The sequence below is a fragment of the Pedobacter sp. FW305-3-2-15-E-R2A2 genome, assembly GCF_038446955.1.
Lineage (GTDB): Bacteria > Bacteroidota > Bacteroidia > Sphingobacteriales > Sphingobacteriaceae > Pedobacter.
Genome location: NZ_CP151803.1, coordinates 2,837,687 through 2,854,959, shown reverse-complemented (window position 1 = coordinate 2,854,959; position 17,273 = coordinate 2,837,687). Strand labels below are relative to the sequence as shown.

The 17,273-nt window shown below is 42.4% G+C and carries 13 protein-coding genes; 5 read left to right on the top strand and 8 right to left on the bottom strand.

Translation table 11 applies throughout. The features are described from left to right. Positions 1-4: 4 nt before the first annotated feature. From AAFF35_RS11705 to AAFF35_RS11690, 4 genes are read left to right on the top strand one after another with little or no spacing between them, the layout of a single operon-like run. The gene (locus AAFF35_RS11705; protein WP_342332685.1) at positions 5-238 is read left to right on the top strand and encodes a MoaD/ThiS family protein; all 234 of its coding nucleotides are present in this window, start codon (positions 5-7) and stop codon (positions 236-238) included. 1 nt (position 239) lies between these two features. Further along, positions 240-707, top strand: a complete 468-nt coding sequence (locus tag AAFF35_RS11700) for a molybdenum cofactor biosynthesis protein MoaE (RefSeq protein ID WP_342332683.1) — start codon at positions 240-242, stop codon at positions 705-707. Continuing rightward, entirely contained in the window at positions 704-1,267 is a 564-nt protein-coding gene (locus tag AAFF35_RS11695) for a molybdenum cofactor guanylyltransferase (protein WP_342332681.1), read from the top strand. Before AAFF35_RS11700 ends, AAFF35_RS11695 begins: the two co-directional genes overlap by 4 nt. A gap of 9 nt (positions 1,268-1,276) precedes the next feature. After that, entirely contained in the window at positions 1,277-1,693 is a 417-nt protein-coding gene (locus tag AAFF35_RS11690; RefSeq protein WP_342332679.1) for a hypothetical protein, read from the top strand. Positions 1,694-1,698: 5 nt separating this feature from the next. Here AAFF35_RS11690 and AAFF35_RS11685 read toward each other — a convergent pair whose 3' ends face one another. The 6 genes from AAFF35_RS11685 to AAFF35_RS11660 all read right to left on the bottom strand — a co-directional run bounded on the left by AAFF35_RS11685 (position 1,699) and on the right by AAFF35_RS11660 (position 10,309). Further along, positions 1,699-2,385: a Crp/Fnr family transcriptional regulator gene (locus AAFF35_RS11685; RefSeq protein WP_342332678.1), complete on the bottom strand. Its 687-nt coding sequence runs from the start codon at positions 2,383-2,385 to the stop codon at positions 1,699-1,701. Positions 2,386-2,483: 98 nt separating this feature from the next. Further along, entirely contained in the window at positions 2,484-3,743 is a 1,260-nt protein-coding gene (locus AAFF35_RS11680; RefSeq protein ID WP_342332677.1) for a YdcF family protein, read from the bottom strand. An 81-nt stretch (positions 3,744-3,824) separates the two neighbouring features. Beyond that, the gene (locus AAFF35_RS11675) at positions 3,825-5,195 is read right to left on the bottom strand and encodes a RagB/SusD family nutrient uptake outer membrane protein (protein ID WP_342332675.1); all 1,371 of its coding nucleotides are present in this window, start codon (positions 5,193-5,195) and stop codon (positions 3,825-3,827) included. Positions 5,196-5,295: 100 nt separating this feature from the next. After that, positions 5,296-8,589, bottom strand: a complete 3,294-nt coding sequence (locus AAFF35_RS11670) for a TonB-dependent receptor (RefSeq protein WP_342332674.1) — start codon at positions 8,587-8,589, stop codon at positions 5,296-5,298. A gap of 89 nt (positions 8,590-8,678) precedes the next feature. Beyond that, positions 8,679-9,701 carry a FecR family protein gene (locus tag AAFF35_RS11665; RefSeq protein ID WP_342332672.1) on the bottom strand — a complete coding sequence of 341 codons (1,023 nt, stop codon included), beginning with the start codon at positions 9,699-9,701 and terminating at the stop codon, positions 8,679-8,681. Positions 9,702-9,760: 59 nt separating this feature from the next. Then, entirely contained in the window at positions 9,761-10,309 is a 549-nt protein-coding gene (locus AAFF35_RS11660) for a sigma-70 family RNA polymerase sigma factor (RefSeq protein ID WP_342332671.1), read from the bottom strand. A 199-nt stretch (positions 10,310-10,508) separates the two neighbouring features. On the opposite strand from AAFF35_RS11660, the gene AAFF35_RS11655 reads away from it, so the two are divergent. Continuing rightward, on the top strand, positions 10,509-11,162 hold the full coding sequence (locus AAFF35_RS11655; RefSeq protein ID WP_342332669.1) for a DUF1349 domain-containing protein: 654 nt from the start codon (positions 10,509-10,511) through the stop codon (positions 11,160-11,162). Positions 11,163-11,342: 180 nt separating this feature from the next. Here AAFF35_RS11655 and AAFF35_RS11650 read toward each other — a convergent pair whose 3' ends face one another. Next, complete coding sequence (locus AAFF35_RS11650; RefSeq protein ID WP_342332668.1) at positions 11,343-12,182, bottom strand: DUF6266 family protein; 840 nt, start codon at positions 12,180-12,182, stop codon at positions 11,343-11,345. Positions 12,183-12,518: 336 nt separating this feature from the next. Beyond that, positions 12,519-17,177, bottom strand: coding sequence for a DUF3320 domain-containing protein (locus AAFF35_RS11645; protein WP_342332666.1), 4,659 nt, complete (start codon positions 17,175-17,177; stop codon positions 12,519-12,521). Positions 17,178-17,273: the final 96 nt, after the last annotated feature.

Genomic DNA, 17,273 nt, shown 5'->3' with positions numbered 1-17,273 from the left:
AAGAATGAGAATACAGGTATTTGCCATATTAAAGGAATTTTTTAAAAAGGAGTTTGAGCTTAAAGCCAGCGTTCATACCATCGCAGATTTAAGGGCACAGCTCGCCCTGATCAATCCCGAAGCCGCAGCAGTGTTAAAACGCTGCAGGTTCGCTATACAGGACGAGATGGTAAGCGACCATTATCTCTTAACAGGAAATGAGCATATTCTTGTTATTCCACCTAGCAGCGGAGGGTAACATGGATTTCATCACAAAAAAAGAGATCGATCTGGTTGCATTGCTTCAGAAATCACATTGCCCGACAGCCGGAGCCGTGGTTTTATTTAGCGGTGAAGTCAGAAACCACAATATCGGTAAGGCCGTGAAGTACCTGGAATATGAAGCCCATGCCGGAATGGCTACAAAAATGATTGCAGAAATTCTACTTGCTGCAAGAAACCGCTGGAGCCTGAGTATTGCCTATGCCCAACACCGAATTGGAAAAGTAAAAGTGACCGAATCAGCAGTGGTGGTCATTACTGCTTCCGTCCACCGTGGGGAAGCCTATGCCAGCAATCGTTATATCATTGACCGCATTAAACATGAGGTCCCGATCTGGAAATGTGAACATTTTGCCGACGGCAGTAAGGAATGGGGAGGCAACTGTAATTGTCATACAGAAACCGGAGATCCGAATAAACACCTTTATGAATTTGAGGCCTTATGATCAGGGCGCTGGTATTATGCGGCGGAGAGAGTAAACGGATGGGTAAAGACAAAGGTCTCCTTGCGCTTGGATCAGGTAATTGGGCTACACATACCGTCTTTAAACTGGAACAGTTAAATATCCCGGTGAATGTCTCCATTAATCCTACACAGCTGGAAACTTATAGCCATTTCTTTTCTGCTGAGCAATTGATTATAGACGAGACCAGTGCCAAAGGACCGCTACAAGGTCTGCTCAGTGCAGGCCTTAAATACCCGAATGATGACCTCCTGCTTCTCGCTTGTGACATGATCGAAATGGATATAGAAACCTTAAAAGAGCTGCTGGAGCATACACTCACATTTCCATGCTACGACTATTATGTATATGCACAGGAAGATTTTATGGAACCTTTATGTGCCATCTACCCTTCTGCCACTTTAAAAAAACTCAACCAGCAACTGGAACAAGGTAATTTATCCGGTTTCTCCCTATACAAACTCATTAAAAAGGGCAATTACAAAACCCTTCCCATCAGTAATATTCAAACTTTCAATAATCACAATACCGCCACCATTTAAACTTTTCATATGACAAATCTTTACAAAAAATCAGTTTACCTCTTCTTTAGTCTTTGTGCGCTGACTTTAACCGCAAAATCACAAAACAATGGCAACTCCGTACAGACCAGGGCTACTCTTTTTGAGGGTGTAATTGTTGCAGGTTATGTAGACCAGGGGGCCTACCTCAATTGTACCGGACCGGCCATCAAATTCTCTAAAAAACCACTATCGGTATTGGTTGGATTATTACCCAGCTTACGCATTAAGAAAGACAAAGTCGCGACAGGTGCCCCACAAAATTCAATACTTACCCCCAATCTGGGTGTTGGTATTACGACCATTTACAATCATCTCGCCATTCAGGTTCCACTGTATTACAATGCTAAAACGAACAGCAAAGATGGAAAATGGAATGCGGGGATAGGGATAGGCTACAAGTTTTAAGTGGATTAAGATTCCTGAGTAAGGAATCTTAATTTTACTTCATCTACAATATGTATGTTCTTTCCCGACAAAGAGATCAGTTTTTCATTGACCAATTCAGTGGTCATCCGGAATACCGTTTCGTACGTTGCACCAGTGAACGCCGCAAGATCCTGCTTGCTCAATTCTATATTTAGCTGACCGGCCTCATTAAGACCAAACTGATCTTTTAATTGTAATAAGGCCACGGCAAGCCTGCTTTTTACAGACATCAAGGCCAGGTTACGCATTTTCTTTTCTGATTCCTGCAGTTCATCTGCATAGAATAGCATGAGGTTAAAGGCAAAATCATGGTTTACCTTTAAAGTAGCGATAAAAAATTCCAGGTCGATAAAACAAAGAGAGGTTTCTTCAAGTGCAGTAGCAGAAATAGGATAAACGGAGCTACTGGTCCCTAAACCACGATGACCAAAGATTTTACCCGAGTTGGCAAAGCGTACAATCAGTTCTTTCTCGCCCCAATGTTTATGCACTTTAACATTTCCATTTTGGACAAAGTACATCCCTGTTACCGGATCGCCTTCTCTGATGATCAGCTCTCCTTTTTTTGCAATAAAATTTTTACGGTTATTGTCGATTGCAGACTTCCATTCCTTCAGCACCATTCTGCACATCATGCAGGTTTCAAGATCACAGCATTTACCTTTTTTCATAAATTAAACAGCACCTGTTAAGTAGAGATTTCTAATATCCTAAAAGTTTTCGATTAGGATGTGCTATATCTTATTTATTACGGCAAAAATCGTCGTCTTTATGGATCCATAGGTTCATCAAAATCAATTTGTAATGACATCACATTTGGAAAAAACTCCAGTGCCGTGTCCGACAAACGTTTCCCTAACCGATAAGGTTCATATCCGAGTTCTTTGATGCAGCGCTGAGGCATCACCTCACTAATGTACCTGCTTTGAGAATTAACCGTAACGGTTAATGCCGCTTTATCCATGGGCATGCCGTATCTGAACATGATCCGGGCCGCATTGCGGAGGTTCGTCGTAGTGTGCCTGGCATGAGGCTCCATAATAATTACGCTTTCAGGAATTTGCAAGGTATTCATTAAGAACTTCTTCATTTCATAAGCCTCGCTGTACTTCGTTTTATAGGGATGAACCCTCCCACCTGAGACCATAATAAAGGGAGCCATTCCATTCTTGTATTGTTCTACCGCCAGCCGGCAGCGCAACATTCCACCCGCACTTAATTCTGTGTCATGCTCTTCAGGCCCTTCACCCGGCACCAATATCAGGCTGTATTTATATTTACCAAAGTTTGTCTTTTTTATAGCGCTGAGGCTTGCTTTGTTGACGGTATTCACCATCGGCTCATAATCTCCCGCATCATTCCGTTCGTTAATTTCCAGGGCAATCAGCGCAAACTGCATGGAGGGCTCAAAGAACAAACTATTGTTGGTGTTCAAGCTCAATAAAGCATTGGTATTCACCAGTTCCGGGTAGCTTTTATCCTTCACGTTAAATCCTATAGAATCTATTTTCGGATAGTTGGCTTTGGCACCTTCCACATAAACTTCAATCGTGTGGTTAATTGCTTTCGCATCCTGAGCCCAGGCTTTGGCCAGCATTTCTTCAGGTTTGAAATTACCATATAAGGCATAACAACCGGAAGGAATAACATCATTCTTCAGCAGGGCATTTAAAGCAGCACCTTGTTTAAAAATATGGCCTAATCGAAGACTTACCGTCGCAATTTCATCTTCAGTGAATTTAAAGGCAGCGGCGAAGCAAGCGATGTCGCTAGCACATTTCTTAAGGGCATCGGCTATTTTCAGGGTTCTGTTTTTAAACAATGTGCTCAGCTCAGGATCATTTTTAATCACTTGTTTTACCGCCTGATCCTGCTGCAATAAGCTAAGCAGATAGAAGTTCTTGTATTGAACAGGGTTAAATGTAGTTTTGAGCTGATATTGTGGGTTTGGCTGCTGTTGTACTTGTGCACAGACACTTAGACTGAAAAGACAGCCGCAGATTAAAAGGAAAAGGAATCTCATGTTCATTCGAATATGATTGTTTTTTAGAGGTGATCAAGCTATAAAAGACCGGCACCTTAAAAGGTACCGGTCAAATTCTAAGACTAATTAATTATAGCCAGCATTCTGATAGCCACTTTTATTATTAACATTGTCAATTTCAACCTGCGGAACCGGATAGATACTTCTAAAAGACGGGATGCCAGGAAAAATCACATTCATTTGGCTTGTTCTTACGATGTCAAACCAACGGTCCGCTTCCAGGGCCAGCTCCAATCGCCTTTCCAGATACACAGCAGTCCTGAATTCGCTCTGCGAAGTCAATATAGCCGGCGTTTTCGCAGAGGCAACAGCATTCAAACGCACCGCATTCAGCGCTTTAAATGCTTCAGTGTTTCCGTAAGAAGTTTCATTTAATGCTTCAGCATACATCAGTAAAACATCAGCACAGCGAATCACCGGAAAATCACTACTGGTTTCATTATTGACCTGTGGCGTATTAAATTTACCCGGCCTGCCTCCAGTTCCGGTTAAGGCAACTAAGGCCTTACGGTTATCGCTTGTTTCAAATAAGGCCTGAGGAATATTAATGATATTGGTATTGTTGTTATTTCTGTAGCGGTTATCCTGATTTACAAATTCTTTTACTCCACCTGATAAATATTGAACTGCAAAAATGATATCCTTGCTGGTTTTCATGTTATTGGGGAAAGTTTTAGTTTGCGGAACAGTATCCAATATTGCTCTTGCATAAATCGCTGTAACCACGGGTTTCAGCGTAGTCTCTACCAGATCGAATTTTTTCTGGTAAAGGTAAACCTTACCAAGTATCGCTGTCGCTGCATAACTCGTAGCCCTTCCGCGCTGGGCATCAGGCCATGATGTTGGAAGTTTTAAGGCCGCATCGGTTAAATCATCAATCACCTGCTGATAAACCTGCGCAGCTGTAGCACGGGTATTTTCCCTGGCCTCTTCTGTTTTTTGAACTTTAAGCACCAAAGGAACATTTCCCCAGATGCGGGTTAAATTAAAATAACTTAAGGCCCTGATAAACTTTGCCTGTCCGATAATTTGATTTTTAGCCGTCTCGCTCATACTAATTGCCGGCGCACGGTCTAAAATGATATTACAACGGTATATTGCCTTGTAATGCCCCATCCATGTGCCAGAAAGAATGCTATTGGCAGAAGTTTCAGAGAACACTTCGATCTGGTTGCGGACACCTGCTCCCGATCCTGGATCATTATCGATCAGGTTATCTCCCCTGAGCTCGCCCAATGTCAATAAATTATTTCCATAAAGACTGTCGGTCTGCAAAGCATCATAACAGCTGATCAGCCCTCCCTGTAATCCTTTTTCATCGTTATAAAAGGTATTCTCCGTATAGGAATCGAGCGGTTTTAAATCCAGGAACTTTTTGCATGATGTGGCGGTTATCATTAAACCACAAGTCAGGATTGATATGATATATGTTTTCATCTGTTTATATTTTTATTTAATGGTTATGAAGCTATCATGATCTTAACGTTCATTTCGTTAAGTGATCTGTAAGATCACGATGGTTTCATCTGTTTATATTTTATAAAGTGATATTAATGCCTATTGATGTTGTTTTAGCAGTTGGATATACGCCATAATCTTCTCCATTTGTAGTGGCATCAGCCCTGTTGGTCACTTCCGGATTATATCCCGTGTATTTGGTAAAAGTAAAAGGGTTCTGCATCGACACATATAACCTCACTTTAGTTAAGGATGCGCGCTTCACAAAGTTTGCAGGCAGTGTATAACCCAGCGCGATATTACGGATGCGTAAATATGATCCGTTTTCAACATGCCAGGTAGATGTGGTACCGTTACTTCCTTTGGCAGCACGGTTTGCCCTTACATCCTGGCCACTGCCTGGATTGCTTTCTGAAACCCAACGGTCCAGCGAGCTCAGCATATTGTTCATATTCCCTTCTTTATTTGCAAAATACCTGCGGGAAAGATTCAGGATTTTATTTCCATGAACGCCCTGCATAGAGACATTTAAATCGATGCCTTTGTACTCGGCAGAAGTCGCAAAGCCATACGTAAATTTAGGTAAGTAATTTCCTACGATTTCACGGTCTTTCGTCAAATCAATGATGCCATCGCCATCCACATCTTTAAACTTAAAATCACCTGGTTTAGAAGTATTCAGGTCATAGTTGCCTTGAGTATCTGTATAATGAGGATAGGCATCAACTTCCGCCTGATTTTTAAATACCCCTAAAACTACCGGCAAATAATAAGATCCGATAGGCTCTCCTACTCTTGTGATAAAATAAGCGTTAGCTACAGAACCTGTTTTGATGATATCGGCATTACCCGGTCCCAACTCCACTACCTTGTTTATATTTTTAGAGAAGTTTCCACTTGCGGTCCATTTCACTGCACCAAATTGCTGCTGTGTACCCAAATTAATATCGATCCCTTTATTGTTTACCTTGCCAATATTTTTCAATTCAGTTGAAAAACCTGTAGAGATAGGAACCGGAACATCCAATAAAAGGTTGTTGGTATTGCTATTGTAAACATCAACAGATAAAGTCAGCTGATTTTTGAAGAAAGCGGCATCAAAACCCAGGTTTAACTGTGCTGTTTTTTCCCATTGCAGGTTATCATTGGGTTGTGCAATTGGAGCGGCTCCGTTAATCACGCCAGGTGTAGTACCACCAAATACATAACCATAATTATTCATAGAACCCTGAGCCGCGTAATTTGGGATGTTAAAGTTACCTGTTAAACCATAACTGGCCCTTAGTTTCAGATCAGATATCGACTCTGATTTTTTAAGAAATTCTTCTTCAGATAACCTCCAGCCAACGGATGCAGAAGGGAAATACCCCCATTTGTTGTTCTTTCCAAATTTTGAGGAACCATCCGCCCTTACCGAACCAGTAAATAAATACTTTCCTTTATAGCTATACTGCAACCTTGCAATACCTGAAGCTAAGGCCCACTGTGTTCTGGTCGCGGTTCCATTCGTTACGATACCTGCTTTTATAAATTCTACCTGATCACTGATAAAGCCTTTGGAAGCAAAAGCATAATTCCCGCTTAAATCGTCTTTTTGCGTAGACCAGCCGATCAACGCATTCAGGTTATGGTCTCCTATAGTTTTCGTATAGTTTAAGGTTTGCTCCAACAACCAGTTGGTTTCTTTTATCGTGCGCGAAGAACCTGTTGCATCCGACAATGGATTTCCGGCGGTATTGGATTGCGGAAGGGTTGATGGCCTGAAAATATCTTCAGAACTATTAAACAGGTCAATACCAAGCTGAACTTTATATTTTAAATCCTTTAATACTTCTGCTTCGAGGAAGGCACTACCCGTCATTCTGGTTGCAGCGACATCATCCTTTTGAAGCATCGCCAATGCCACCGGGTTCCAGGCCTGTGTTTCTCCGTTACCGCTTGCAGTAGTATTGTTTGGCAAGGTGGTAATCGTGCCAGGGCTCCAGGAGTTTTGGGCAAAACTATAACTTCCATCAGTATTGTATACCGGGAAAATTGGCGAGTAATGCAGGGCCGAAGCCACAATACCACCACCGTTAGCATTGTAAGCACCGTTAGCGTTCACTTTTTTCTCATTGATAACAGAGGGGCTGAAATTAACGCCATATCTGACCACACCTTTTTTTCCTTCCAGGTTTAACCTGCCACTATAACGCTTGAAACCGCTATTTAAAACGATCCCATCCTGATCAAAATACTCCAGTGAACCATAATATTTTAAGAGCTCACTTCCGCCTGCAGCAGAGATGGAATGGTTTTGTATCGGTGCAGTTCTAAAAACCTGATCCTGCCAGTCGGTATTCGTTAAACCCTGCTGACCTTGTAAATAGGGCAAAACCTCCAATGGCATTACCGTATTGGTGTTGTTGGCGGTATTAAACAGACGGAGGCCATTGTTATCGTTCACACTAAAATTAACCACAGGCAATCCCTGGGCAACTTTCTTTCTATTGATCGACTCCATTGCATCTGTATACGAGTTATTTCTGGATTCTAACACCATTTGCGCATACTGGTAAGCATCCATCATCTCAATTTTGTGTGCCAACGACTGCCAGCCGGTATAACTGTTTACATTGATGGTTGAAATCCCGTTCTTACCTTGTTTCGTAGTAATCAAGACCACTCCGTTAGATCCTCTGGAACCGTAGATTGCGGCAGATGAGGCATCTTTTAACACCTCAATAGAGGCGATATCGTTTGTATTTAAGGTATTGATGTTATCATTGGAGATGGGTACTCCATCAATTACATACAGGGGATTTGAACCTGCAGTGATCGTACCGACCCCACGAACTTTAATTGCCAGTGCCCCTCCGGGAGTTCCCGACCCCTGGGACACCTGTACCCCGGCCATTTTCCCAACCATTGCCTCTGCGGCATTGCTAATGGGCTGGTTTTCGAGATCAGCGGCTTTAATGCTCGCAATAGAAGTCGTTACATCCTTCTTCTTCTGACTTCCATAACCTACAATCACCACGTCTGTCAAGGAGGTAGAAGTGGGATTCAACTGGATCAGCAAAGTGGCCTGTTCGCCCGCCTTGAGTACATAATTATCTATTGTTTTGGTGACATAACCAATAAATGAGGCACTGATGCTGTAAGGTACATTTGCAGAAAGCCCCTTGATCTGGAACTTGCCCTCGGAGTTGACCATGATCCCCTTCTTTTCATTGGTTTTAGTATTGAGTAAAAGTATGGAGGCACCCAGCAAAGGGAGCCCGGTTTCATCTTTTACAATCCCTGTGATCTCCGATGTTTGGGCCCAGGACTTTGCCGATACTGATAACATCAGCAGGCAAAAGAACAAATGTGTAGTAAATTTTCTAAGCATAGTTTATTTTTTTTGGTTGTTTTTTAGTCAAAAGGATCCCCTACCCACCTTCTGCTATGGGTTCAATTTGTTTTAATATGGTTCTGGATTTACTTTCTAATCAGGTAACCTTCGGTTGTTTTAGTTTGGCTAAGTTTGTTTAATTCGGCAATTTCTTCTAAAATAGAAGCTATGGATTGGGTTAGTTTTAAGCTACCTGTAAACGACATTTCGGCGATATCTGCACGATCGTAATTGATTTTAACATGGTAATGTTTTTCCAGTTTATGAAAAACATCCACCAAAGGTGCCTGTGTAAAGTTTAGCTCCCTGATCAGGTTTTCCTTTCTGGCTAAAATTCTGGAATCCGAAACCTTCACTTTATTGATCTGGCTATTGTATACCAGCTCTTTTCCCGGAAGGAGAACTTCATTAAACGAGGCGATGCGATGAACGGAATCTATATTTTTCACGAGGACCTTACCGGTATGCAACTGCACTTTAATAAATCTGCTTTTGCCTAAGGCAGTAATGGTAAAGGAGGTTCCCAAAGCAGTGGTAGAAATTCCTTTGGCATAGACTACAAAAGGATGTTCGCTGTCTTTAGCCACCTGAAAGAAACTCTTTCCATTTAAATACACTTCCCGCTTATTTTTTACGAAGGGAACAGCGTACCTTAACTCAGCGCCCGGAAAGATGTTGACGGTCGAACTATCCGGCAGGGTAAATGACTGGTTGTTGTCTGTATAATTTGTGATTGATTTCCAGCTGATGGCATTTGCATCATTAAGATTTGAAATTTTGTTTTCGGTCAGATTGGGCGCTGGCGGAGTATGCTTCCAGTTAAAGAGGGCCACTAAAAGTACGGCAAGGACAACTGCCGCCGCTGAGCTGATTTTAATCCATTTTAAACGATACACCTTAGCTAAGGTTTGTTTTTTTATCGCTTTAAACATCTCCTCAGTTTTTGCATGATCTATTCCGGCATCAATGGTTTCGTCCCAATCGGCTTTGGTTAACAAATGATCTGGCAAGTCGTCAATTTTACTTAAATACTCAGACACCTGAAGCCTTTCCTCGGGGCTACAAGTTCCTTTAAAATATCGATCTAATAACTCATCAGATACATTCATACTACTAATACGATTGAACCAGGGATAAACCCGTAACGGATAAAAAATATTTTTTAAAATTAACGCAGGTATTCCGCAAGGAGGAGGAACAATGGCAGATAAGCATATCCGTCAAGCTGTTTTACAGCAAGTGAGATGTGTTTTTCTACCGTTCTCGGCGAAATAGAAAGCTGTTCGGAAATCTCTTTATAAGAGTAACCCTGCAGGCGACTTAAAATAAAGACTTTTTTTCGTGTTGGAGGAAGGACACTTAATGCGACTTCTAATTGCTGATTGGTTTCAAATTTTTGATTCTGGTCAACCGCTTCTTCAGAAAGATTGTGGTAATAAAGTTTAAGGTTCCGCTCGTCATTACTCAGCTTTTTAAAATAATCGAGTAAGGTTGTTTTTGCAATCCGGAACAATTGTAAGTCGAGCTCATGTTCTTCAGAAAGGGTATGCTTAAAATTCCATAATTTGATAAAAGCCAGCTGAGTTAACTCCTGAGCGATATCTTCGGAGGCTGTCTTCTTTAAAAAGTAGGCATACACCTTTTTATGACATAGTGTAAAAACTATTTCAAAAGATACATGATCCCCTTCTTTTATATGATGGATATAGTTCAACATTTCTGCACAAAACTATTTGTTGCATATTAGCCAAAACTAAATATAGTGTTAATTCTGATTTAAATATGCGTTGTATTCTGATAACAGGAAAACACCCGGATAAATAATATTCATTTCAAATGGTTATTAATCAGTATTGGCGCGTCATGCACGACCATCTACATTTGCGGAGTAATATTTTATTAACTCAAAACAACAAATGAAAAAGATTATTTTAAGTGTGGTGATGTTCGCGATAGCGCAGGCAGGTTTTGCTCAGCGCCTGGAAAAGATGCAGTGGTTTAATGAACCCGAAAAGTGGGAAATTAAAGACAATGCCTTAAACATGTTTGTCACCCCTCAGAGCGATTACTGGAGGATTTCACACTATGGCTTTACTGTGGATGATGCGCCATTCTATTACAGTACCTATGGAGGCGAATTTGAAGTAAAGGTTAAGATCACCGGAAATTATAAAAACCGTTTCGATCAAATGGGATTAATGTTACGTACAGATCATGAGAATTATATCAAGGCAGGAATCGAATTTGTAGATGGAAAATACAATCTAAGTACTGTGGTTACACATAAGACGAGCGATTGGAGTGTAATCACACTGGACAAAGCACCTGCATTTATATGGATAAAAGCGGTAAGAAGGCTAGATGCAGTTGAAATATTTTATTCTTATGATGACAAAACCTATACCATGATGCGGAACGCATACTTACAAGATAACACACCAGTGATGGTTGGCTTTATGGCGGCTAGCCCTGATGGAGTTGGCTTTAATGCCAAATTTGAAGGTTTTGCGGTAAAGCAGTTGGCCGATCAGAGAAGGCTGGAGTGGTTGAAGAAAAATGCAAATCAATAAGAATTTCATGTATTGGACAAAAAGCGCTTTGCTGCTCAGTTTTGAGGAGCAAAGCCAATCGAGGCCGGAAGATAAATCAGGGAAGGATCAATTCCGAAATTCAGCGCACAGCAAGTTCCAGCCTTTAACATAGTAAAGGCGACATTTATCAAAAACATGTTGGGCGCTGATCGCTAACCTTTAACCAGGACCTCCCGGAAGGTGTGCTAATTGCTCCTTCAGAGACAGGTATTCTACTTTCAGATTCCGAAAAGCTTTGTCTTCGTCCTTCCGCGCAAATTCTATTTCTGTTTTCTGTGCTAAATATTTGGTAGCGACCTGATCAAACCTGGTTTTTAAGGTGATGTATCTTTCCTGGGCAGCTAGTTCTTCGGCACTTTTTAGGGTTCCATTTATGTTTCCCAGATAGATGCTGTTTGAAATCTGCTTTCCATCGGCCGATTTGAAGCAGGCATAGACCTCTATCGGCTGTTGAATCATTGATTCCTCTATGGGGATAAATACCTGACCGGAATCCCTTCTTGATGCATTCAGTAAGGATCTTCCTTTTTTTATCAAAGGATAATAGAGCTGAATCATGAGGATGTCATCACCGTCATGCCCGTTTGCATAGCTTTCCGGATTCCAGTTTAGGATCAATCCTGTTTCCGTTTTACTGATGCTGAAGTCCCTTGCTCCGGGAAGTTGCCCATAACTGAGTACCACTTTGCTGTAATCTACGCTGATATTGGGATATTCTCCCTGCAATGCCTGTTTTTTATTGTAAGAGACCGCAAGGTTGTGTGCATTTTTTACGGTTCCCCTCGCTTCCAGTTCAAAACTGTTGGTAATGAACTCCTTCATCTGTTTTATAAGAACCATTGTGACCTTCATGGCCTGATAATTGGCCAGTTGTTTAATGCTGGGCTCGCCTTGTTCACCGATCAGCCTGCAGACTGGCTGTCCTTTGAGCATGTAGTAAACCATGTTTCCGATTTTCCCATTGGGACAACCAAAAGCGCTTTTTGATAAGATTGCCATAATTTATAAGTTAATTGTGTAATTAAATATGCGTTTAATTTTTAGTTACAACAATAGTCGTCATATGTTTGTTTTAACAGAAAATACAGAAACTGCATATAGCCTTCCTATAGTCTATTCCATTTTGTAGAAACTAAAATAAATCTGAGCATTATGATGGCAGCCCTTGAATGGGCTGCAGGCCGGTTGAGGCCCTAGCAACTTCCTTATAAAACCGTTATAAAATCCGCATAATTGAAAAGCCTTTGCAAATTGTTTGGGGAATACAGATATACTAAAAGTACTTCAGGTATGAATCCTGATAAATACAATATGCCAATGACCAATGAATCAAATTTAAATCTCCTTAAGCAATTCCCCGTCTTTCTTTATTTTACCCATAGCTACATTATGCTCTAATACCAATAACAATTCGTTTTTAATCTCTTCGGTAACTCTGCTGAAACCAAATAACCTCGCAATTAAAGGAGCGGCCACTTCCGGCTGAATGGCCACAGACTCCTGCACCACCTTCTGCACTGCCTGGCTCATTTCTTCCGGAGCAATGTAAACCAGCTTTCTGGAAGTACTGCTTAAGCCCGATCTGTTGCGGATGATGGCAGTTTCCATTTCGGGATGCCAGAGAAAGTCGTCCTTCTTATTGATCAAACCGGAACTTACCGCATAAGTAGTCGCTGCTTCTAAGGTATAGCGTGCCCTGGAGCCGATCTTTGAAAGGCCTGCAGCCTCGGCAATTCTTCTGGCCATCTCCTCAAAATGTACCGGGCTTTCCTTTTCTACCACTTTTGCAATCCAATTGCCTATTTTATCAAAAGGCAACAAGTGCAACTCTTCAGTGTTCTTACCCAGTGACAACTTTGCCTGCTCATAGACTGGAATACTGAGGTCAATTTCTTCCGGCTCTTCTCTTAACAATGTGGCCGGTTCAATGCGGGTCTCCTCTTCCTCCTGATCATCAAGCGATGTTTGCACTTTTACTTTTTCTAAAAAATCCAGCAAACGCTGAAATTCCCGTTCAGGATTGCGATACCATTCTGTACTCCAGACCTGGTACATCTTCCAACCGATTCCCTGTAACACCTGCTTACGCAAGCGGTCACGGTCGCGGGCTGATTTAGATTGGCCATAGGACTCACCATCACAATCAATTCCCAGTAAATATCTTCCGGGATGCTCCGGATCAACTACTGCCAGGTCTAGATAAAACCCTTCAGATCCTACTTTATTCCGAACCGTATAACCTGCAGCTGTTAACCGGCCTGCGACCATTTGTTCGAATGGCCGTTCAGTAAGGATCGGTACATCCTGATCTACGGCAAACTTACCATGCTGCGCAAAATACAGGAAGCTCTTTAAAGCCCTGATGCCAAATTTGGTGGTTGTAGTGGTAACGATATCGTCGGAAGTAATGTTTGCGAACACCTCACAGCGGTATTTTGCTCTTGTGATCAATACATTCAATCTCCTCTCCCCACCTTCATTATTCAGCGGACCGAAACTCATCGGCACCTTTCCATCTTCAATTCTGCCGTAACCAATACTGATAAAGATCACATCCCGTTCATCTCCTTGTACATTCTCCAGGTTCTTCACAAAGAAAGGCTCCTCCGCATGACTCCTGAAAAAATGCTCCGATTCAGGATTCTTTCTGCGCTTTATCTCCAGCGCATTTTGTATGGCCTGCATTTGTGAAGTACTGAAAGCCACTACCCCAAGACTTTGCTTTGGATTTCGCAAGGCATGCTGAATAACGGCTTCTGCTACAGTTTCCGCTTCTATGGGGTTGCTCCTCGTTTTACCACGATCGTACACGGCATCCGGCAGGTGATGAAAAGCCAATCCCATCTGGGTTTTTGAACCCGGACTAGGGAAAATCACCAGTTTATTTTCGTAAAACTCCTGATTGGACAAGCTGATTAATGATTCATGGCGACTTCTATAATGCCAGCGCAACATGCGTTGCGGGGCACCCTGACTATCCGCCATTCCAAGAATACTCTGCATATCAGCAGTTACATTATCCTCGTCTTCCGTTTCTGTATTTAGCTTATCAAAGAAACTTGTTGGTGGTAATTGTTTGGTATCCCCTACTACCACGAGCTGTTTTCCACGCAATAGCGCACCCAATGCCTCAACCGGGCGCACCTGACTGGCCTCATCAAAAATCACCAGATCAAACTCAATATCTCCGGGAGGCAGAAAACTGGCAATCGACATCGGGCTCATCATGAACACCGGCTTAATGGCCTGAATGGCCAGACCTGCTTCCTGCATCAGCTTACGAATCGGCATATGCCTCGCCTTCCGGTTAAACTCTGTCCGCAACACACTCATTTGCCCGCCGCCTTCAGGTTTGGGCAGGGACTCAAAATGCGTCAGTGCCACACGCGCCCTATTGTAAACTAAGTTCAGTACATCCAGTTTTTTAAATTTCTCTATCGTCTCTTCATGCCCCGATCGCTCAAAACCGCGTAAAGGCGGTCTATCTGTCATGACCCTGGTAATCAGGTGTTCATACCATGTTTTTTGTAAGGAAACTTTTAAATAAGTCTGGGCTCCCCCCCATTCTGCGGCAAGTGTGGTCAGGTAAGCAAAGCCTTCCTGCTCAGTTGTCTCGACCAGGTTGTTCCACTGCACAGTGTGATGGAGTTCCACAAAACGATCAGACCAGCGTTGCAGCAAATCAAGTTGAGTATTGAAATTAAGGGCAGTCAATCGTCTATTTTCAGCAACAAGGTTACTGTCGAAATTCAGTTTTCCCAGGAGCGCATCAAAACTTTCCTGCTGTCTGGATGAAGCCGCGCTTAATTTACCGGCCAATTCAGATGTACGCAGGGAATTTTCATTTTTGCTCAGCACCTCCAGCATCGTAGCTGGATACACCATATTGGAAATATCACTGTGTACTTTAGAAAGAAACTGAAGGATCTCGTAGAGTTCCTTCCAGCGGGTTTTCAGCTTCTGCCATCTGGACCCGAACACTTTCTGCGCCAAGGCCTCATGCTCAGCCAAAGTAGTACTCAACCTGCTGGCTTCCAGAATATCATCGGTATACCTGATTTTGGTAGCCAGATCATCAGGTAACGGTATCAACGAAAAGGAAGCCAGTTCCTTCACACTTCTCTTATAATCGCCAATAAGGAATTTATACCATTTCCTTCCATGTATCAGCAGGTTTTGCCTGATTTGCAAAACATTCTGACTCCAGGCTTCCGGTAAGAGCACCTGGTCGTAAGAATGTTTTAGTATCGCAAGGCGATCTCCGGTTTCCAGCAGCTCCCTCAAGTCTTCATAGTTGGCAGTCCAGGCAATATCTTTTACTGCGATCTCCCTTAAGTCCGGGCTTTCGGCAACCACGTTCGCTGCAGCGATCAAACCATCAATCTCTGTGGAAATGACTGGTTCTTGCATGAGCAATGCAGCAGAAACTTCCTTTGCAGTATGGGCTAAATCTTTTGTGCTTTTAAGTGCAGTGTCTATCAAAGCCTGATAAGCTTCCTGCTCATGTGTGAGCAAGAGCTTAAGCTTGCTGCCATAAAATAATAAACTGGCCGGAACTCCGATTTCTTTCAACCTCGCCTCAATCTCTTCTGTCCTCTTTTCCGCTTTGCTCATACGGAGCATATCCCAGCTTTCAATATCAGTAACCGGCACATTAGCCAGTTTTATGTTTTTATATTGATCTGCAATTAGTTGCAGATAACCAATGACTTTTTGCCCTGATAATCCACTCTTTCCAATCTCCTGATTGATCGAATTACAATAACCGTTAAGTCTGCCGCGATAAGCATCCAGTTCCACCAACTCATTTTCTAAATGTGTTAAAGTGGGTTTCCCCAATTCCAGAACGCGTTTTAGTTCCGCGTGTAACTCTCTTTTATTGGCTTTATGACTGTGTAGTTCCAAACAGACTTCTCCCAGATGAATGGAATCGAGCCGGCGTTTCACGACCTCCAGAGCCGCCATCTTCTCTGCAACAAACAAGACTTTTTTACCATGGCCAACTGCGTTGGCAATCAGGTTGGTAATCGTCTGGGATTTCCCCGTTCCCGGAGGGCCCTGAATCACCAGGTTCCTTCCTTCATGAACAGCCAGCATCGCCAATACCTGCGAACTATCTGCATCAACCACATGAAACAGTTCATGGGATTTCGTCTCCTTATCCAGATTGTGTTCGGCATTGGCCGTTGGCTCAGGTTCTGTAAACCCCGCACCAAATAAAGAGCCAAGGATCGCATGATCATTGGGTTTACCATCTTCCGGCCATTTGCTGCTATCCAGATCATGGTAGATCATAAATTTACCAAAAGAGAAGAAACCAAGTTCAATTGCATCATGGTCTATGCTCCAGGCCGTATGGTGTTTTACTCTTGCAGCAATATCCTCCATGTAAGCCTTAATGTCAAAATCTTCCATCTCCCCTAAATCCGGAATGGTGATGTTAAAATCTGTCATCATTTTGGCTTGCAAAGAGAGATTGGCTCCAATGTCTCCACCTGTATACCTCAACCGGAAACGCTCGCTTGCACTGGACCTTTCCAGCGTTACGGGAAGCAAAACCAGGGGCGCCTGATGTGGTTCGGTCGTATTGCCCTGTTCATACCAGTTCAGCATGCCCAGCGACAAGTATAAAATATTAACACCTTGCTCCTCTATACTCGTACGGGCAAAGTAATAGGTATTGAGCATCTTAGTTTGAAGTTTCTGCTCTGTATCCTCCGTTTGCAGTCGCGTATCATTGTAGGTATCTTCCAGCTCCTCTTCACTAAGTGCAGGCATCTCTTCAGTATCATCGTCGTCTTTATCAGGTCTGCTTAGAAAAGTCATGGCTTTGTTCTGACGAACGATAATATCAAAAATTGAGCTTGATTTTTCTTGCACCACATGGATGCCTCTCGCCTTTTGTACCTTGTAATTAATTAGGGTATTGCGCATACCCAAATCCAGCAGCTCTTTTCTTGATGCTTCTAGTTTGGGAAGGATGGATTCCTGCATATATCGATTGTTATGGGTAGAAAATTCTAATATCTTCAAATATACTGGATATACCAATAAACGTGCCCATTCCGCTTTTGAAGATCAAGACATTTT